The 14,843-nt window shown below is 49.9% G+C and carries 19 protein-coding genes; 14 read left to right on the top strand and 5 right to left on the bottom strand.

All coding sequences use genetic code 11. The features are described 5' to 3' along the window. Positions 1 to 517 precede the first annotated feature (517 nt). From FPV09_RS10090 to FPV09_RS10050, 9 genes are all read left to right on the top strand, one after another. Positions 518 to 775 carry a hypothetical protein gene (locus FPV09_RS10090; RefSeq protein WP_394343823.1) on the top strand — a complete coding sequence of 86 codons (258 nt, stop codon included), beginning with the start codon at positions 518 to 520 and terminating at the stop codon, positions 773 to 775. After that, a complete protein-coding gene (locus FPV09_RS10085; RefSeq protein WP_148883307.1) occupies positions 772 to 2,013 on the top strand; it encodes an MFS transporter in 1,242 nt (413 codons plus the stop codon). Before FPV09_RS10090 ends, FPV09_RS10085 begins: the two co-directional genes overlap by 4 nt. A 108-nt stretch (positions 2,014 to 2,121) precedes the next feature. Next, on the top strand, positions 2,122 to 2,319 hold the full coding sequence (locus FPV09_RS10080) for a hypothetical protein (RefSeq protein ID WP_148883306.1): 198 nt from the start codon (positions 2,122 to 2,124) through the stop codon (positions 2,317 to 2,319). Next, positions 2,309 to 2,557 (top strand): hypothetical protein, encoded by a 249-nt coding sequence (locus FPV09_RS10075; protein ID WP_148883305.1) that lies wholly within the window; start codon positions 2,309 to 2,311, stop codon positions 2,555 to 2,557. Before FPV09_RS10080 ends, FPV09_RS10075 begins: the two co-directional genes overlap by 11 nt. A 46-nt stretch (positions 2,558 to 2,603) precedes the next feature. Beyond that, a complete protein-coding gene (locus FPV09_RS10070; RefSeq protein ID WP_246112263.1) occupies positions 2,604 to 3,383 on the top strand; it encodes a nucleotidyltransferase domain-containing protein in 780 nt (259 codons plus the stop codon). 71 nt (positions 3,384 to 3,454) lie between these two features. Further along, on the top strand, positions 3,455 to 3,760 hold the full coding sequence (locus tag FPV09_RS10065) for a DUF3795 domain-containing protein (RefSeq protein ID WP_148883304.1): 306 nt from the start codon (positions 3,455 to 3,457) through the stop codon (positions 3,758 to 3,760). Between the two features lie 33 nt (positions 3,761 to 3,793). Then, on the top strand, positions 3,794 to 4,582 hold the full coding sequence (locus tag FPV09_RS10060) for a class I SAM-dependent methyltransferase (protein WP_168194759.1): 789 nt from the start codon (positions 3,794 to 3,796) through the stop codon (positions 4,580 to 4,582). 127 nt (positions 4,583 to 4,709) lie between these two features. After that, entirely contained in the window at positions 4,710 to 5,462 is a 753-nt protein-coding gene (locus FPV09_RS10055; protein WP_148883302.1) for a hypothetical protein, read from the top strand. A gap of 573 nt (positions 5,463 to 6,035) precedes the next feature. Further along, positions 6,036 to 6,785: a class I SAM-dependent DNA methyltransferase gene (locus FPV09_RS10050; RefSeq protein ID WP_168194758.1), complete on the top strand. Its 750-nt coding sequence runs from the start codon at positions 6,036 to 6,038 to the stop codon at positions 6,783 to 6,785. 41 nt (positions 6,786 to 6,826) lie between these two features. On the opposite strand, the gene FPV09_RS10045 is transcribed toward FPV09_RS10050, so the two are convergent. Further along, on the bottom strand, positions 6,827 to 7,582 hold the full coding sequence (locus tag FPV09_RS10045; RefSeq protein WP_148883300.1) for an MBL fold metallo-hydrolase: 756 nt from the start codon (positions 7,580 to 7,582) through the stop codon (positions 6,827 to 6,829). 315 nt (positions 7,583 to 7,897) lie between these two features. On the opposite strand from FPV09_RS10045, the gene FPV09_RS10040 reads away from it, so the two are divergent. Both FPV09_RS10040 and FPV09_RS10035 read left to right on the top strand, forming a co-directional pair. Further along, positions 7,898 to 8,311, top strand: coding sequence for a hypothetical protein (locus FPV09_RS10040; RefSeq protein ID WP_148883299.1), 414 nt, complete (start codon positions 7,898 to 7,900; stop codon positions 8,309 to 8,311). Between the two features lie 322 nt (positions 8,312 to 8,633). Further along, positions 8,634 to 9,761: a hypothetical protein gene (locus FPV09_RS10035; RefSeq protein WP_148883298.1), complete on the top strand. Its 1,128-nt coding sequence runs from the start codon at positions 8,634 to 8,636 to the stop codon at positions 9,759 to 9,761. A 75-nt stretch (positions 9,762 to 9,836) separates the two neighbouring features. Here the strand turns inward: FPV09_RS10035 and FPV09_RS10030 are convergent, their stop codons facing one another. From FPV09_RS10030 to FPV09_RS10020, 3 genes are read right to left on the bottom strand one after another with little or no spacing between them, the layout of a single operon-like run. Next, positions 9,837 to 10,250 (bottom strand): secondary thiamine-phosphate synthase enzyme YjbQ, encoded by a 414-nt coding sequence (locus tag FPV09_RS10030; RefSeq protein WP_148883297.1) that lies wholly within the window; start codon positions 10,248 to 10,250, stop codon positions 9,837 to 9,839. Then, a complete protein-coding gene (locus FPV09_RS10025; RefSeq protein ID WP_148883296.1) occupies positions 10,201 to 10,527 on the bottom strand; it encodes a VanZ family protein in 327 nt (108 codons plus the stop codon). Before FPV09_RS10025 ends, FPV09_RS10030 begins: the two co-directional genes overlap by 50 nt. Then, positions 10,524 to 11,414, bottom strand: coding sequence for a thiamine-phosphate synthase family protein (locus FPV09_RS10020; protein ID WP_148883295.1), 891 nt, complete (start codon positions 11,412 to 11,414; stop codon positions 10,524 to 10,526). Before FPV09_RS10020 ends, FPV09_RS10025 begins: the two co-directional genes overlap by 4 nt. A gap of 119 nt (positions 11,415 to 11,533) precedes the next feature. On the opposite strand from FPV09_RS10020, the gene pyrB reads away from it, so the two are divergent. From pyrB to FPV09_RS10005, 3 genes are read left to right on the top strand one after another with little or no spacing between them, the layout of a single operon-like run. Further along, positions 11,534 to 12,469: an aspartate carbamoyltransferase gene (pyrB, locus tag FPV09_RS10015; protein WP_148883294.1), complete on the top strand. Its 936-nt coding sequence runs from the start codon at positions 11,534 to 11,536 to the stop codon at positions 12,467 to 12,469. Further along, entirely contained in the window at positions 12,470 to 12,925 is a 456-nt protein-coding gene (gene pyrI / locus FPV09_RS10010) for an aspartate carbamoyltransferase regulatory subunit (RefSeq protein WP_058938801.1), read from the top strand. Positions 12,926 to 12,979: 54 nt separating this feature from the next. Then, positions 12,980 to 14,209: a D-glucuronyl C5-epimerase family protein gene (locus tag FPV09_RS10005; RefSeq protein ID WP_148883293.1), complete on the top strand. Its 1,230-nt coding sequence runs from the start codon at positions 12,980 to 12,982 to the stop codon at positions 14,207 to 14,209. Here FPV09_RS10005 and FPV09_RS10000 read toward each other — a convergent pair. Then, positions 14,180 to 14,776 carry an ECF transporter S component gene (locus FPV09_RS10000; RefSeq protein ID WP_246112347.1) on the bottom strand — a complete coding sequence of 199 codons (597 nt, stop codon included), beginning with the start codon at positions 14,774 to 14,776 and terminating at the stop codon, positions 14,180 to 14,182. The genes FPV09_RS10005 and FPV09_RS10000 overlap by 30 nt on opposite strands. Positions 14,777 to 14,843: the final 67 nt, after the last annotated feature.

Below are 14,843 nucleotides of genomic sequence, written 5' to 3'. Positions count from 1 at the left end.
ATTCAGGGAACCATCTCCGGGGTTGATTGACACTCAGAGGGTAGGCTCCTCATAAAGCGGACTCTATAAAAGAGCGAGTTGAACTTTTAGAGTGGCTTAAAAACCAAGGATACTCAATAGCCCGCGAATCCCACTATGTGTTCTGCAAACTTCAACTTCTTGATGAAAAACTCGAAGAGGAACTTGTCCACTTACCCAAGGTCATTTAGGGAAAAGTTTTTAAATCCTTGCGGAGTTGAGTACATAAAAGTGTACTACAAAAATCTGTACCCAACATGGAAGAGAAGTACATCATATCATACACGGCACGGAAGCAGCACTTGAAGGATGGAGGTGAAGAAAATGTTTGATTTCGAAGCCCTGAAGTTTTGGAAAAAGGTTGGACACAGCGGAAGCGAGATTATGAGGGAATGGGCATTCAAAGAAGCCCACGATGTCAGCAACAGATGGTGAGTGACCGTTTCATTTTTGCTGCCCTTATGGGCACCATCTAAAATCAGAACAAATCCCACCGGAGTTGAAAAGGATGTCATACATTGGAACCGAATTTAGCGCCTTCTGGGCGATGTGGGTATTAGGAGTGGTTGCAACGGTATGGATAATCCTCGACATAGTTGTGCGGCAGAAAGCCATGCCCCGGGGTGAGAAAACTGCATGGATACTGGCGGCTATGTTGTTTAACCTTCCGGTCATTCCAGTAATTGCAGGATCAGTGGGCAAACTGGGCCTGGCATTGGTGTATTACCTCACCTCGAAGCGGAGGGGAAGGGAATGATGCTCAACAGGAACTTCTGGCTCTACGCCGTGGGCCGCTTTGTTTCGCAGATTGGGTGGGCCGTGCAAAACGTCGCCCTTCCGCTGTACGTTCTCGACACCACAAAAAGCGGTGCGATGATGAGCGTTTTTCTCATGGCAGGGATGATACCGAGTCTGGTACTTTCGCCAATAGCGGGCGTTGTTGGTGACAGATACAACAGAAAAACCATAATGGTGTGGCTTGACATAGCAAGGGGGGCCCTGCTCCTTGGGATTGTACTTTCCGGACTTTTAAGCCTGAATGCGCTTCTCGCAGTGCAGGTGCTGATGAGCATAATGGGGACATTCTTTGGAACGGCAACGAGTGCTATGTTTGCAGATCTTGTCGAAAAAGAAGAACTAGCTAAGGCAACATCAACAGTTCAGTCGCTTTCAATAGCTGCCAGGATAGCCGGACCCCTGGTGGGGGGAGTAATCTATGCTTTTGGGGGTATCACGCTTGCAATACTCATAAACGGGCTTTCCTTCCTAGGTTCGGGGTTGTTTGAGATGCTCATAGAGTACAAATGGCAGACCAAAAAGCTCAAGCATTTGGGAGAGGTCAAAGATGACCTCTTGGAAGGGGTAGCCTTCCTCAAGGACAACAAACCATTAAAGCTCATAATGGGCTACGCCTTGATGATAAACTTCTTACTGACACCAGCACTGACGGTAGTCCTGCCCTATGTGTACAGAGTTAGCATAGGGTTTAACTCGGAAAAGTTTGGTGCCCTTCAGACGGCGTTTATGGTTGGAATGCTTCTGGGCAACGGCATTATACTGGCAAAGCTCGGTAATAAGGCTGAGAAGCTACTATTTAAAATGCTCTTTATTGAGGTCGGACTGTTCATAGTGCTAGCACTCCTCGTATCCCCAGCAGTGGCATTTGGAACATCGACACTGTTTTCAATTTTCATTGGAATGAACATTGTATGGGGAGCATCGAACGCGCTCGTAAACGTGCCGTTTTTCACAAAAATGCAGAAGCTCGTGCCAAGCGAGCTGAGGGGCAGGGTGTTTTCGGTGTTTGAACTCCTAGCACAGGCGTTAGTTCCAATAGGCGTGGCAATTGCAGGCATAGCACTCGAGTACTTCACCCCGTATTCACTCCTGATGGCATCAGGCGTTGCGGGGTTTGCCGTGACCTTGTACTACTTCCTGCGGCATAAGAAAGCAATAATCAACGTGGGCACGGAAATAGATGCATCAAGGGCATGAATGGAAGGTGTCCAGAATGAAGAAACGGGAAAATCTGGAAGGGAAAAAGACCCAAAGCTAACTCTGGGGGCAGAGTTCTGAAGAGTGATGAACCAGAGGTGGTAAGATATGAATGGATTCAGAAAAGCCTTGGTGGTTTCAGCGGCAGTTGTCTTTGTCCTTTTGGTTTTTGCAATAGTTGGCGTGCCATATTTGCTGAAAACGACTCCATTATCGGGAATTTTGATTTTCGCAGTCCCGGCAGGTGTAGTGGCAATCGTCCTTGCAGTCATTTGGAGAGGGGAGCGGAAGAAAGATGGAAGCTGAATATCAAGGCGTCTTGAAGAGGGGGATTGCTTATATCATAGACAACATCGTGCTGTTCTCCATTTTTGGAGTGGCACACGTTTTTATTTCCGGCGCTTGGATAGGGCATCCTCCAAACATGGAAGAACTTGAAGTTCTGGCTTATCGTGAAAACACGACGCGTTCACTGGTAGCAGCCTTGAACAAAAAGCTGACCGAGGTAAAAACCAGAAACCCCTCGGATGTATGGTATAGCTGAGGAGTGGGAAAATGAAACTACAACTATATTGGCGTAGGGAGGTTGTATGAATATGAACATCCCCCAAAACAAAAACAACTGGCAGTTCGCTTTGGAAATTTTCCTTGAGGAATGGAAGGAAAAAGACTTTGTTGAGGCTGCCCTGCTCACGGGAAGTCGAGCGATAAACACCCAAACCGAATATTCGGACGTAGATGTTTACATAATCCTATCTGAAGATGTGGATTGGCGTGAGCGGGGAAACAAAGTAATTAATGGTGTTTTAATTGAATACTTTGCAAATCCGCCCAGACAGATCAGACACTACTTTAAGAAGGAATTCAGGGAAAACAGCAGGTGCACCGCGAGAATAGTCGCGGTTGGAAAAGTCCTCTTTGATAAAACCGGCATAGCCGAGGAGCTCAAAAGAGAAGCGCTGGAGCACATGGAAAAACCTTTCCAAAAGCCAGATAAGGTTTGGATCGAGGTTGCGAAATATGGTCTATGGGATATGCTTGACAGCGTAAAGGATGCGAAGGAAAGAAACGACCCGAGCTTCCCATATTTGTATCACCTGACCTTAAATGAAGTCCTTGGGGTCTACTCCCAATTCCTCTCAGTTGAAGCCCCTCCGGCCAGCAAGGTTTACCGTATGTTTGCCGATGGGGAGTTTAGAGAGGCATACATGTTTGAACCTTTCCCGGATGGGGAGTTTATGGCACTGTTCTTGAGCGCCATAGAGAGGGAACAGGTTGAAACGTTGGAGAAACTAATCCTGCATGTTTTTGAGAGGATGGGAGGGTTTAACATCGATGGCTGGCGACTGAAAACGGAGACGGAGGTTTAGGTGCATCCCTGTGAAAAGAGAAAGTTTAAGATGAGGATTAAACATACATTAAAAACCTAGGAGGTATCGTTATGGAAAAAGTTATTGGGGTATGTGGATGTATATGCAGCGACTGTGGAATGTATGGGGACGAATGTGGAGGGTGTTATGCCATAGAAGGCAGGCCATGCTGGCTGCATGAAGTGGGGCTTAAGGTTTGTGATTTTTATAAGTGCTGTGTAATTGATAAAGGGCTGGAGCACTGCGGGCAATGTAATGAGATCCCATGTGATAGATTCTGGGAAAACAAAGCCCCTACATTGACGGAAGAAGAGCACAAGAAAATCATGGAAGAGAGGGTTGCTTTACTTAAAGGATTAGCGCAAAATAAAGTTTGATTCATGTTTGTTAAACCAACCGAAGGGAGATTTATGGAAATTAAACAGTACAGTAAATATTTGCACCATTGGACAGTGGAGTTATATGAACAGACAGTAACTGAGATAGAAGATGTTCAGATGATTAAGAAAATGATTGGTGACCGCAAGGAACAGCATATTTTTGAGGTATGCTGTGGCAGCGGTCGCATACTCGTCCCTTTGGCAAAAGATGGACATATAGTGGTTGGACTGGATATGGACAATTTGATGCTGGCAAAACTCTTTGAAAAAACCCAGGGATTAGAAAACATCACAGTAATCCAGGCGGATGCTATTACCGCCAATTGGGGTGAAGAATATGATGTCGTGATCCTAGCCGGCAACGTTCTGCTTAACATCATATCCAATAATGACAATAAAGTTGCCCAGCAGAAACTTATCGAGAAGTCTTATTCCGTACTCAAACCCGGTGGACACATATATTTAGATACCCACTTAGTTGCCCATCCCGAACAATTTTTCGGTCAACCAGGAGAACGTGTAATTTTTGAGGGCATTGATAGTTGGGGAACTTATGGACGCTATATCCTTATAGACGAAAAATATAACGCACAAAAGCAGGTAGTATCGGGTGTGCGCAGGTTTGAGCTTAGACTAAAATCAGGCGAAACTTTTTGTAAAGAAGAGAGCTATGTTAAACATATTCCCACAGCCCAAGAAATCGAAGGATGGATAACTGCTGCAGGGCTCGTTATTGAAAGGAGATATGGAGACTATAAAGGCAATCCAATTAGTGAAACCACAAATCGTGCTATTTACTGGGCAAAGAGAAACTTTTGAGCCTCGGCGGGGTTTTCAGAGCCGTCGATGTTCTAAAGGAAAAAGTTTGGTGTATCACGGTATAACCACATATGTGCGGCACAACTGATATTACTGCTCGATATATAAGCCGATTGGAGCACAAAATATGAAGAAAGGACCACTCTCCGAACTGTGCGCCGCAGTATTGCTCGCGGCTATAGGGTACCTATGGCTCGTAAATGCCAAGAGGCCCATAGTTGTTGACCTTATTATCGAGACGGTACTTTTTGGGGCCATTGGCGTGATGGCACTTACAATGGTCATCAGCTCACCATGCAGTAACAGGAACTTCAGGAGATTTGAGCTGTTTTTTGGTGTCACGTATACTATCGTGGCGATAGCCTTTGCTCTGGGGTTGGTATACCTCTTCCAGAACCCTTCAGTCAGGGAAATAACCATAGAAAACATACGCGCCAGCGGGCTCTTGCAGGCAATGGGAGGCTTGAAGTCCCTTTCCTTCGTCTTTATGCTCCTGGCATGGTACTTCTTCTACCGCTCCCTCGGAATATCCATGGGGTTCAAGAAGAAGATAGCGGTTTTCTCGGCAGGGTTTCTGGGATACTTTATACCCTCCGTCATAATAATGTCTGTGACAGGCGACGCGACCGTCCTCAGTCTGGGGCTTATTGTGGGGGTTGCCATAGGACTGTTTGCACTAATAGCACAAGCGCCCTCTGCCAGGTACCTCGGGATTATATTCCTCCTCTTCAGCATTGTTCACCTGTGGGAGTTCTATATAATGGGGACAGGGAGCAACCTCTACACGGGACTTAACAACCCCGCATACTGGGCGCTGGTCATGCTGTACGGGCTGGAAATCAGAAGGTGGATTCAGGCTAAAGGAGGGGCACCTTCATGAACATCCACGCGCTTCTAGATGTACTGACGATAGAGCTGTCCTCTTTATTCCTACGAAGTTCAAAATTTTTCAGGGAAGGAACAGACAGCCCTACCTCAAGGAGCTTCTTAGAGAAATATCTGTAGATATACCATATCCCACAGGGAAAAATGAATACACCGTCCCAGCAGAGACCCTTATAGGAAAGCTGGAGGCAGCATTTAAGATTGCTCGATGGAAGGGCAAAGAGTACCCCACAGTGATATACCACCATGGAAGCAATGAAAATCCGTATGATAAAAGCTTCAGAAAGAGTGAATCACAGGAACACCTTGCTGAGAATTTGGGGTTTGACCTTAATTTTGACATACATTTTATTCTGGATTCCCACTCCGGGAATACGGGAGCCATCTGAGGCTGACGCTCTAGTGTACTGGCTTAGTCGCGTTCCTTGATACGTTGGTGCTAAGCTGAGCGAGGTTCATTGAATTTCTATGCAACCAAGAAAGAGAATTGCTGACAGATATAAAGGCAATGTTTTATAAGATCCGAGCAATGGAATAAGAATTATAATTAACATCAGGGGCAATGCTGATGAAAGTTTATGAGCACTTTGCATATCTCTATGTAAGGGGCCGTTATTCTCGCTTCAGCGAGAAAATGGCTGAAATACTTCCTATGATACTTGAGAAATTCGATGCACGGCCACATAGGATTTTAGATGTTGCCTGTGGAGAGGGCACGTTTGCAGTTGAAATGGCCAAAAGGGGTTTTCAGACTGTCGGTGTGGACATTTCCAGTGAAATGCTAAAGTTCGCTAAAGAAAAAGCCAAAAAAGAAAATGTGGACGTGAAGTTTATTTGCCAAGATATGCGCTCTTTGGATTTTGATGAGGAATTCGACTTAGTTACCTGCTGGTTTGACAGTCTAAACTACTTGCTAACTATAGAAGATTTAGAAAAAACCTTTGCAGGGATATACAGAGCACTCAAGGAAAAAGGGCTGTTTATTTTCGACATGAATACAAGATATGGCCTGGCCGTCGGATGGTCACGCTATTCGTGTCACATTGAACAGGAGACGGAGGACATTCTCGAGATCCACCAAGCAAGCTATGACTTCGAGACGGATATAGCCACCCTGAGGATCATTGGATTTATCAGAAACGGAGAGACATGGATCAGATTAGACGAAGAGCATAAAGAAAAGGGCTACACTCTAAGGGAGATTAGAGAGCGCCTAAGACATGTAGGATTTAAGGAGCTCGCCTGTTGGGGAAACATAAAAGATATGAGCGAACCTCAACCAGACAGTCGTAGGGTATTCTTTGTAGTCCAAAAATAATGTGAAGATGACATGAACAAAAGTTCGACTGTGATGAGACATCAAATATGCACATGCATAAAGTCCCTTGCCACTATATATGGCCTTACCATTTCTTCAAGCTCTTCATGCGTGTAATTTGCATGACTTATGTGAGCAAAAACAGCCTTCTTTGGTTTGACAGTTTGGGCGAGCTTTATCGCATCATCAACCCCCAGATGAGCCTTGGGAATTGAATGCCTGTGCGTCATGTCCGCCACGAGTAAGTCAGCGCCACTCATCTCTTCCAATGTCTTCTTGTCATCAAGTATTTCTGGCCCGGTATCGCCGGTAATCACTATCTTTTTGTTTCCAATTTGAATTATAAATCCTCCCGCGACTTCTATTGGCTGATGGACAACTTTAAAATAGTAGACCCTAAAGCCAAAGTCATACCACCTGCTAAACTCCAATGGAAAATACTCCCAGCGCCATCTGCTCTCTCCTACAAAACGCTTTTGCAGGTATCTTGCCACCTGGAGGGTTTTAGGATGCCCGTAAAGCCTAATGTGCTTAAAAATCTGAAGTTCAGGAAGTCCACCTATGTGGTCAAAGTGGGCGTGGGTAATGAAAACGTGCTCAATCCGCTCATTCAGATGCTCCAAGTGGTAGTGCAGATCAGGTGATGGATCTATCAGTGCCCTAATTTTGGGAATGTAAATTGAGAAGCGCGTTCTTCGGTATAGTGGAAACTTCCTAGCTTTAGAACAGTTCTCGCAGTTGCATAGAGGTTTAGGCGTACCGCTATATACTCCAGAGCCGAGAATTACCACTTCCATTCCAGAACTTCCCTCCAAGTTAGTTGATATTGGGAATAATTAATTCTTACAAGACATTATATATTTATTGGACAATAATCAGAAAGTTAATATACGTAAAAATCCCACGGATTGATGAATTAATTGGTAGTGCAGATGAGGGAGCTCAGGTGACAAAGAGCTTTGAGGTGTTTGCCCTCTCTGCACAGCATCATTGACAACTTTGAAGTGAATAATGGAGGAATATTACCAATGAATGGAAATACCAACAAAACCGATGCGTTTTTAAAAAATACTGGCATCTGGGAAGGGGAGTTTTCAAACTACGTTAACCAGATGGGGGGAATCACACAGCGCGGAAAGATGATAATCGAGGTTGAAACCACTCCCGAGGGCACTATAATCCAGAGAAACTTCTTTGTGAGACCAGATGGGACAAAGAGCGATTACGTTGGGATTGCACAGATGAGAATCGAAGGGAACCGGCTGTTATGGGCAGGAGAAGCGGTTGAGGACCCGAACACGGCCGAGGAAATCAGAAACCACTCCTTTGAGGGCATCATTACCGACGACCAAATATACATAGTGGAGCTCTACGAGGCAGTTGGGAAGGACAGAACCATCGAACGCAGGCGCAACACCACGCACTACTACTTTCTGAGTGATAAAGAAGCCGTGATGACCGGCAGCGTCTACGTAAACGACGAGCTGCTTGTGTTCGCGAGTACAAGGCTGAGGAGAGTAAGGTAACCAGAGCAGATACCCGTCCACATCCGCCGCGGACCAAACCACCGGAAGCCTTTTAGGGATAACGTCCAACTTATCCTACCCGGGGAGTGCCGCCGAAGGCGGAGCCGATGAACTTGGGCGGGTTATTACCCCCTTATTCTCGCAGAAAGAAGAGGTAGTCCCATCGTTCCGCGGGTTTTACGGGAGACGAATGGGAAAATCCTCCGCGGTGCTATTCTCTGACGACTTCCCTGTGGGAACACTCTCAGGTTACGCTCAAATATTGGGAAGGTTTAAATATAATTCAGCGTAATCCATCACACCCGGCAGGGGAGGACTGAAAATGGGGCCACGGATCAGAGGGCTGCTCATCGGGCTGGCCGTTCTGCTGGCCACGCTGAGCCTCGCGACTCCCATACTCAATAATCCGGAAACGGATTTCCAGGGCCAAGACGTAGTCATCTCGGAGTCCGCTCAGGGGCTTCTAAGAGGTAATCCCGTTTACTTCTATGGAGACGACGCTCCAGAGAATGCCCAGAGGCTGGTGGATTCTCTCAGAACAAAATTGGGCATCGTCCTGGACTTCAAGGGACTGAAGGGGTCCAACGTAAAGTTCATCGGAATAGTGACCAAGCCAACCCCTGGGGGCAGGTGCTACACGGTATACTACATTGTCGAAGGCCCGGGGATAGACCCGCAGCGGGAGGTACGCGAACTCCAGAAGATAAGTGATGACATAAAAAGAACGGACATTGAAATCCTATCCGCCAGGTCCAAGTTATCGCCTCTAAGCCTTCAGGTCTCCTATGAATGGAATCCCATAGGAAGTGTTCAATGGAAGAGGAGCGCGCTGGACTCTGCCTCCCGCGCCTATCTGGAATTCAAAGCGGACTACAGTTACGTGACAACCACCTCCGGCCAGTACTGGTATCTCGTTCACACAGTAACCCAGGGCAGGGCGGCGACATCTACCGTGGCCGTAAAAAGCCTGGAGACGATAATAGACGCCAACCATCCGCAGAACCCGTGGCAGCAGATAGAAGACTGGTGCCCCAAAAACAACGGAGGCCCCAAGACGGTTTACAGTTACACATTCCAGATCAACAATGCAAAAGAAGGATCTGTAAGTGCCACCGTCAGTTATGAAACTAGCGATGGATATTACATGAAATGGAAAGACCGCACCAGCGGATACGAGAGCAGGCTCGATGTCATTCATGAGTACTACAAACAACATTATCTCCGTCCCGACATAGCCTGGGTATCACAGCTGACCGTGGAACCCTCGGCGATATTCTCAGCGGATCCATCAAAGGGAATGGAGCGTACATATTATTTAAGCCTAGACCACGTTGTGAAGGGAAACTTCCGGGTCAGGGGTGGAAGCGGGGCCATCTACACCATGAGCGCGCCGCCGATAGAGTTCCACGTGACGGTTTATCCCTGGAAGATTGTTGAGTACGATCAGTGATTTCGTTTTTCAATTTTTGAGATGCTGAGAACTCGCACTTCTCAACCTTTATAAAGGAGTGAAAACCGGAAGTTCTCACTCCCCCATAACCTGCACCACGACCCTCCTGCGCCTCGGTATCACATCCAGCTCGACGAAGAAAATCTGCTGCCACGTCCCCCTCACGAGCCTGCCGTCAACGACGGGGAAGCACTCGCTCGCCCCGAGGAGCGTAGCGCGGAGGTGGCTGTGGGCGTTGTCGTCTATCCTGTCGTGGAGGTAGCCTTTGCCTTTGGGGATAAGCTCCCTCAGTGCCCGCTTGAAGTCCTCCAGAAGGCCGGACTCATGCTCTATCGTGACTATCGCGCCGGTGGCGCCGGGAACAAAGACCAGAACCTGGCCGTTCTCGATTCCGGATTCCTCAACGATTCTCTCCACCTCACGGGTTATGTCGATGAGGTCAATCTCCCCCTTCGTTTGAAACCTCAGTTCCCTCGTGAGAACCGTCATACCACCACCCCGCGGTGACTCCGAGGGTGAAACCTATTAGGTTTGCGCACATGTCGGCGAAGGAGAACGTTCTTCCGGGGACGAAGAGCTGGAGGAACTCCAAGAGGAAGGGCAGGGGCAGGAGGTAAGTCCATAAACGCCATCCAAGAAAGCCCAGAGCAGCAAATTCTACCAAATGGGCCAGTTTATCCCCGTTGGCCACGGGCGACGACGGAACCCTCGGCGTTAGGTTCAGAAACAGAAGAAGGAGCACGTAGAGGAAGAGAAATCTCCTCAAAGGTTCCCCACCAGCCTCTTGAGCTTCTCAACGACGTCGAAGGGCGTCTCGCCGAATATATAGACCAGCGGTTCGACCCCAAGGCCGCCCACGTCAACGACCGCGTCGTAAGAGTCGCGCCTGAAGGCCTCTGCTATAACCCTCACGGCCTCATCCTCGCTCAGTCCACCGGTTTTAACCCTTCCGACCTCGAACCCCGCGGCAGTCAGGGCGGATTCTATGTCCTGCCCATACCTGATGTTGAGAACGCTCCGTATTTCGGGCCGTATCGCGGCCAGCTTAACGAGTATGCCCGCGGTAAAACCGCTCGCCCCGAACTCGGGCGGGAGGGCGAAGGCTTTACCCTTGGCGGCGGTTATCCTTCCCGGAATCGCCGCAACGTCTTCGATGCCCCGCGGGGACGGAAGGGAGTAAGCGAAGTTGCTCCTGACCTCCGGGATGAGGGAGGGGAACTTTTCATCCCTGAGGAGTTCGTTGAGGGCCATGTTCAGAACCTCAAGTACCTCGCTCCTCAGCGGCTGGACCTCAAAGAGCGACCTGCAGGAGTCCTCGCTCACACCGGCGTACTCGGAATAGAACCTGCACAGAAAACCGGTTTGAAACAGATCAAAAATGTGCTTCGCCACGAGGAGTATCGCATCCTCCCTGCTCCCCCCGAAGAGTATGAAGGAAGACACGTCGTTGGCCATGTCTTCGAGCCTCTCGGCCACCTCCGCGGGGGGCATCTTATACTTCCCGGCAAGATATTTGCTAACCATCGCCTGGGTTATGCCGAGGTACTCGGCTATCTGGGACTGCTTCATGCCCTCGCGGTAAAGTCTCTCCGCTATCTTGGCCCTCAGAAAAGGCATCAGCTCCTCGGCTACGTACACGCTGGGCGTCCTCATGCTACCACCCTAAAACCAGGTTATGGAAATTTTGAACCCAGCTTTAAAGGGTTACCGTCGACAAGTTTATGTTAAAAAACGTTTAAAAACCCTTCGAAATTTACACGAGAAGGGCTTTTATGGACTGGAAAGGACGCGACGTGATAAGCGTTAGGGACTTCTCCAAAGAGGACATCGAGTTCGTTTTGAACGTTGCCGAAAGGCTTGAAACGGAACTCAACGAGAAGGGCGCACTCGACTACGCGAAGGGAAAGATACTCGCGACGCTCTTCTTCGAACCATCAACGAGAACCAGACTGAGCTTTGAGAGCGCCATGCACCGCCTCGGCGGCTCGGTCATAGGCTTCTCCTCCGCCGCCAGTACGAGCGTCAAGAAGGGCGAGAGCCTGGCCGACACGATAAAGACGGTCGAGCAGTACAGCGACGTGATAGTTATACGCCATTCGATGGAGGGAGCCGCGAGGCTCGCCGCGGAGGTGGCGGAGATACCGGTGATCAACGCCGGCGACGGCAGCAACCAGCACCCGACGCAAACTTTGCTCGACCTCTACACGATAAAACGTGCCTTCGGAAGGATAGACGGCCTGACCATAGGTCTGCTCGGCGACCTCAAGTACGGGAGAACCGTCCACAGCCTGGCGGAGGCTTTGGCCTTCTACGACGTCGAGCTCTACCTGATTTCGCCGGGTCTCCTGAGGATGCCGAAGCACATCGTTGAAGAGCTCCGCGAGAAGGGGGTTAGAATTCACGAGACGACCGACCTGGAGGGAACGATCCCGGAGCTGGACGTTCTCTACGTCACCAGAATCCAGCGCGAGCGCTTCCCGGACGAGCAGGAGTACCTCAAGGTCAAGGGTAGCTACCAGGTTAACTGCGCGGTTCTGAAGAACGCGAAGGAAAGCCTCAGAATAATGCACCCTCTCCCGAGGGTCGACGAGATACACCCAGAGGTCGATAGGACGAAGCACGCGCTCTACTTCAGGCAGGTCTTCTCCGGAGTTCCCGTGAGAATGGCCCTGCTCGGACTGACACTTGGCGTTCTGGAGGGGGTTTGAATGGCCGAGCTCAAGGTTACCGCCATCAGAGAGGGAACCGTCATAGACCACATCCCTGCCGGAAAGGGGCTGAAGGTCATCGAGATACTCCGCCTCAACAGGCCGAACGGCGGCGTTCTCCTTCTCGCCTCGAACGTCCACAGCGGGAAGCTCGGAAGGAAGGACATCGTCAAGATAGAGGGCAAGTTCCTGAGCGAGGAGGAGGTCAACAAAATAGCCCTCATTGCCCCGAGCGCGACCGTGAACATAGTGCGGGACTACAAAGTGGCGGAGAAGTTCAAGGTCGAAATTCCCGACGAGATAACCGGAATCCTTCGCTGCGCGAACCCCAACTGCGTCAGTAACCACGAGTACACAGTCTCCAAATTCTACGTCGTCTCAAGGGAGCCCCTTAAGGTGCGCTGCCACTACTGCGAGAGGACGATGGAAGAGGAGGAAATACTCGGGAATCTCTAACTATTTTTTAAAATCTTTCGAAAAGCTTTTTAACTCTTTCATATAGTGTTAACTATGAGTTCCATGAGAAAAACAGCAATGGCAATTTTGGTAACGCTCCTCATCATAGCCTCCGGTTGCTTGGGAACGAATGAAAAAGAAAAAGACCAAACCTCGTCCAACCCGGTGAGTAGTACAGCCACGCCCATTCACACACCTCCGATTGAACCCCCGCCCGCCGGACCGGGGGACTACGAACTCCTCATTGAGGAGTATCCCTCGCTACGGGAGGTCATAGGGAAAGCGTTCAATGCCTCCCTGGAATTCCCGGACGTCCACTATCCCATCGAGGTGTTCTCCTCAATCGCAGGGAAACGACGTCTTACTCGGGCCGAGCTGGAGATACTGAACCTCACCCTCCGCGCCAACCTCTGCTACTTCTCGAAGAGCGAGCCGCCGGGTACCGATTACCACGTCGTCTCATTCTCCAGGGAGCGGCCCCTCGAAAGCATCCCCTACGTGGAATGTCAGAACTTCACGAGCACGCTGCCCTTCGTGTACTACAGGGGCAGGGGGTTCCAGTACTATCCGGTTACGGCCTCCAACTGGGCGTACCACTACCTGAAGACGGGCCAGGTTGAAAGGGCGGAGGCGCTTCTAAAGGAAATGCTCCCCCTTATGGAGGTGGTCAATCAAAGCACCGGCGAAGCGGGCATCTTCAACGTGTATTTCGAGCCACCAGGCACCAGGGAGATCAGGCTACCCTGGGTCTCGTCGTTTTCACAGGGAATGCTCGCCGGCCTCTACGCGTGGTTATACAACGAGACCGGCAACGAGACATACCTGCGCGCGGCCCATCGGCTCTTTAACTCGTTCTACCTGTCCCCCGAGCACGGCGGTTTCGTCGAGAACACGGACTACGGGATCTGGTTTCTCGAGTACCCATACCGCCCGGACTTTCTCGTCCTCAACGGCCACATCATCACTATGAAGGGGCTGTGGCTCTACCACAGATTCACGGGCGATGAACGGGCACTGGAGCTCTTCAATGCGGGCGTAGAAAGCGTTAAACGGGCCCTTCCAGATTGCGATAGTGGTGAGTGGAGCCTCTACTCGGTTAAAGGACCAGAGGCCAGAGAAGACTACCACCGGCTCCACATCAAGCTCCTCGTCTGGCTCTACACCCGGACGGGGGATAGAACGTTCATGGACTACGCAGAGAGATGGAACGGCTATCTTGAAGAAAGAGGGCTCAAAAAAGAAAACCTGGAAGCACTAATCCAGCAGGTGCGGAAGGCGCCTTAACACAGGTATCGTCGCGGCAAGCCCCACGAAGACGTCGATGGCACTCTGGATGGCATTCGGGAGGCCTATTGCAACCCAGAAAGGAACGCCCGTCCAGCTCTCGACAGCCTGGATCACCTGCTCCCTTGGAAGGCCGAGCCATATCTCAAGGGCAACGTAGTAGTTGAGGGCCAGCATGAGGGGTATCCTTATCGCGATTCCGGCCAGGTATGCAACCACCGCAAACAGAAGGAGCCTCTGCCTCGCCCCATCACCAAGGTCAAAGCGCGTGAGTCTCCTGGCCGCTTCAAAGCCCACGATGACCGAGAGGGTGGCTAGGGACTTCATCATGGCCCCGAGCCAGCTGGCCGATGATACCACGCTGAGGCCCGCAAACAGCAGCAGAACCGCGGTTAATCCCCCGGCGAACCCAGTGAGGAGGTAGGCCATCACTATCGGAACCGCCACGAGGTCTATCTTCATCCCCCATACGGTGGGCATCTCTATCGGCATCACATCAAAGAGCAGCGAGAGTCCCAGCATCATACCGATTAGAGCTATCTCCCTCGAACTCATCCTCACCCACATCACCGGAGGGAATTTGTTCCATGTTTTATAAATTTTTGTTCGTGTTTTGGAACAAACCTCCCGCCGA

The sequence above is a fragment of the Thermococcus aciditolerans genome (assembly GCF_008152015.1).
Lineage (GTDB): Archaea > Methanobacteriota_B > Thermococci > Thermococcales > Thermococcaceae > Thermococcus > Thermococcus celericrescens.
This window is presented reverse-complemented; position numbering and strand designations above follow the sequence as displayed.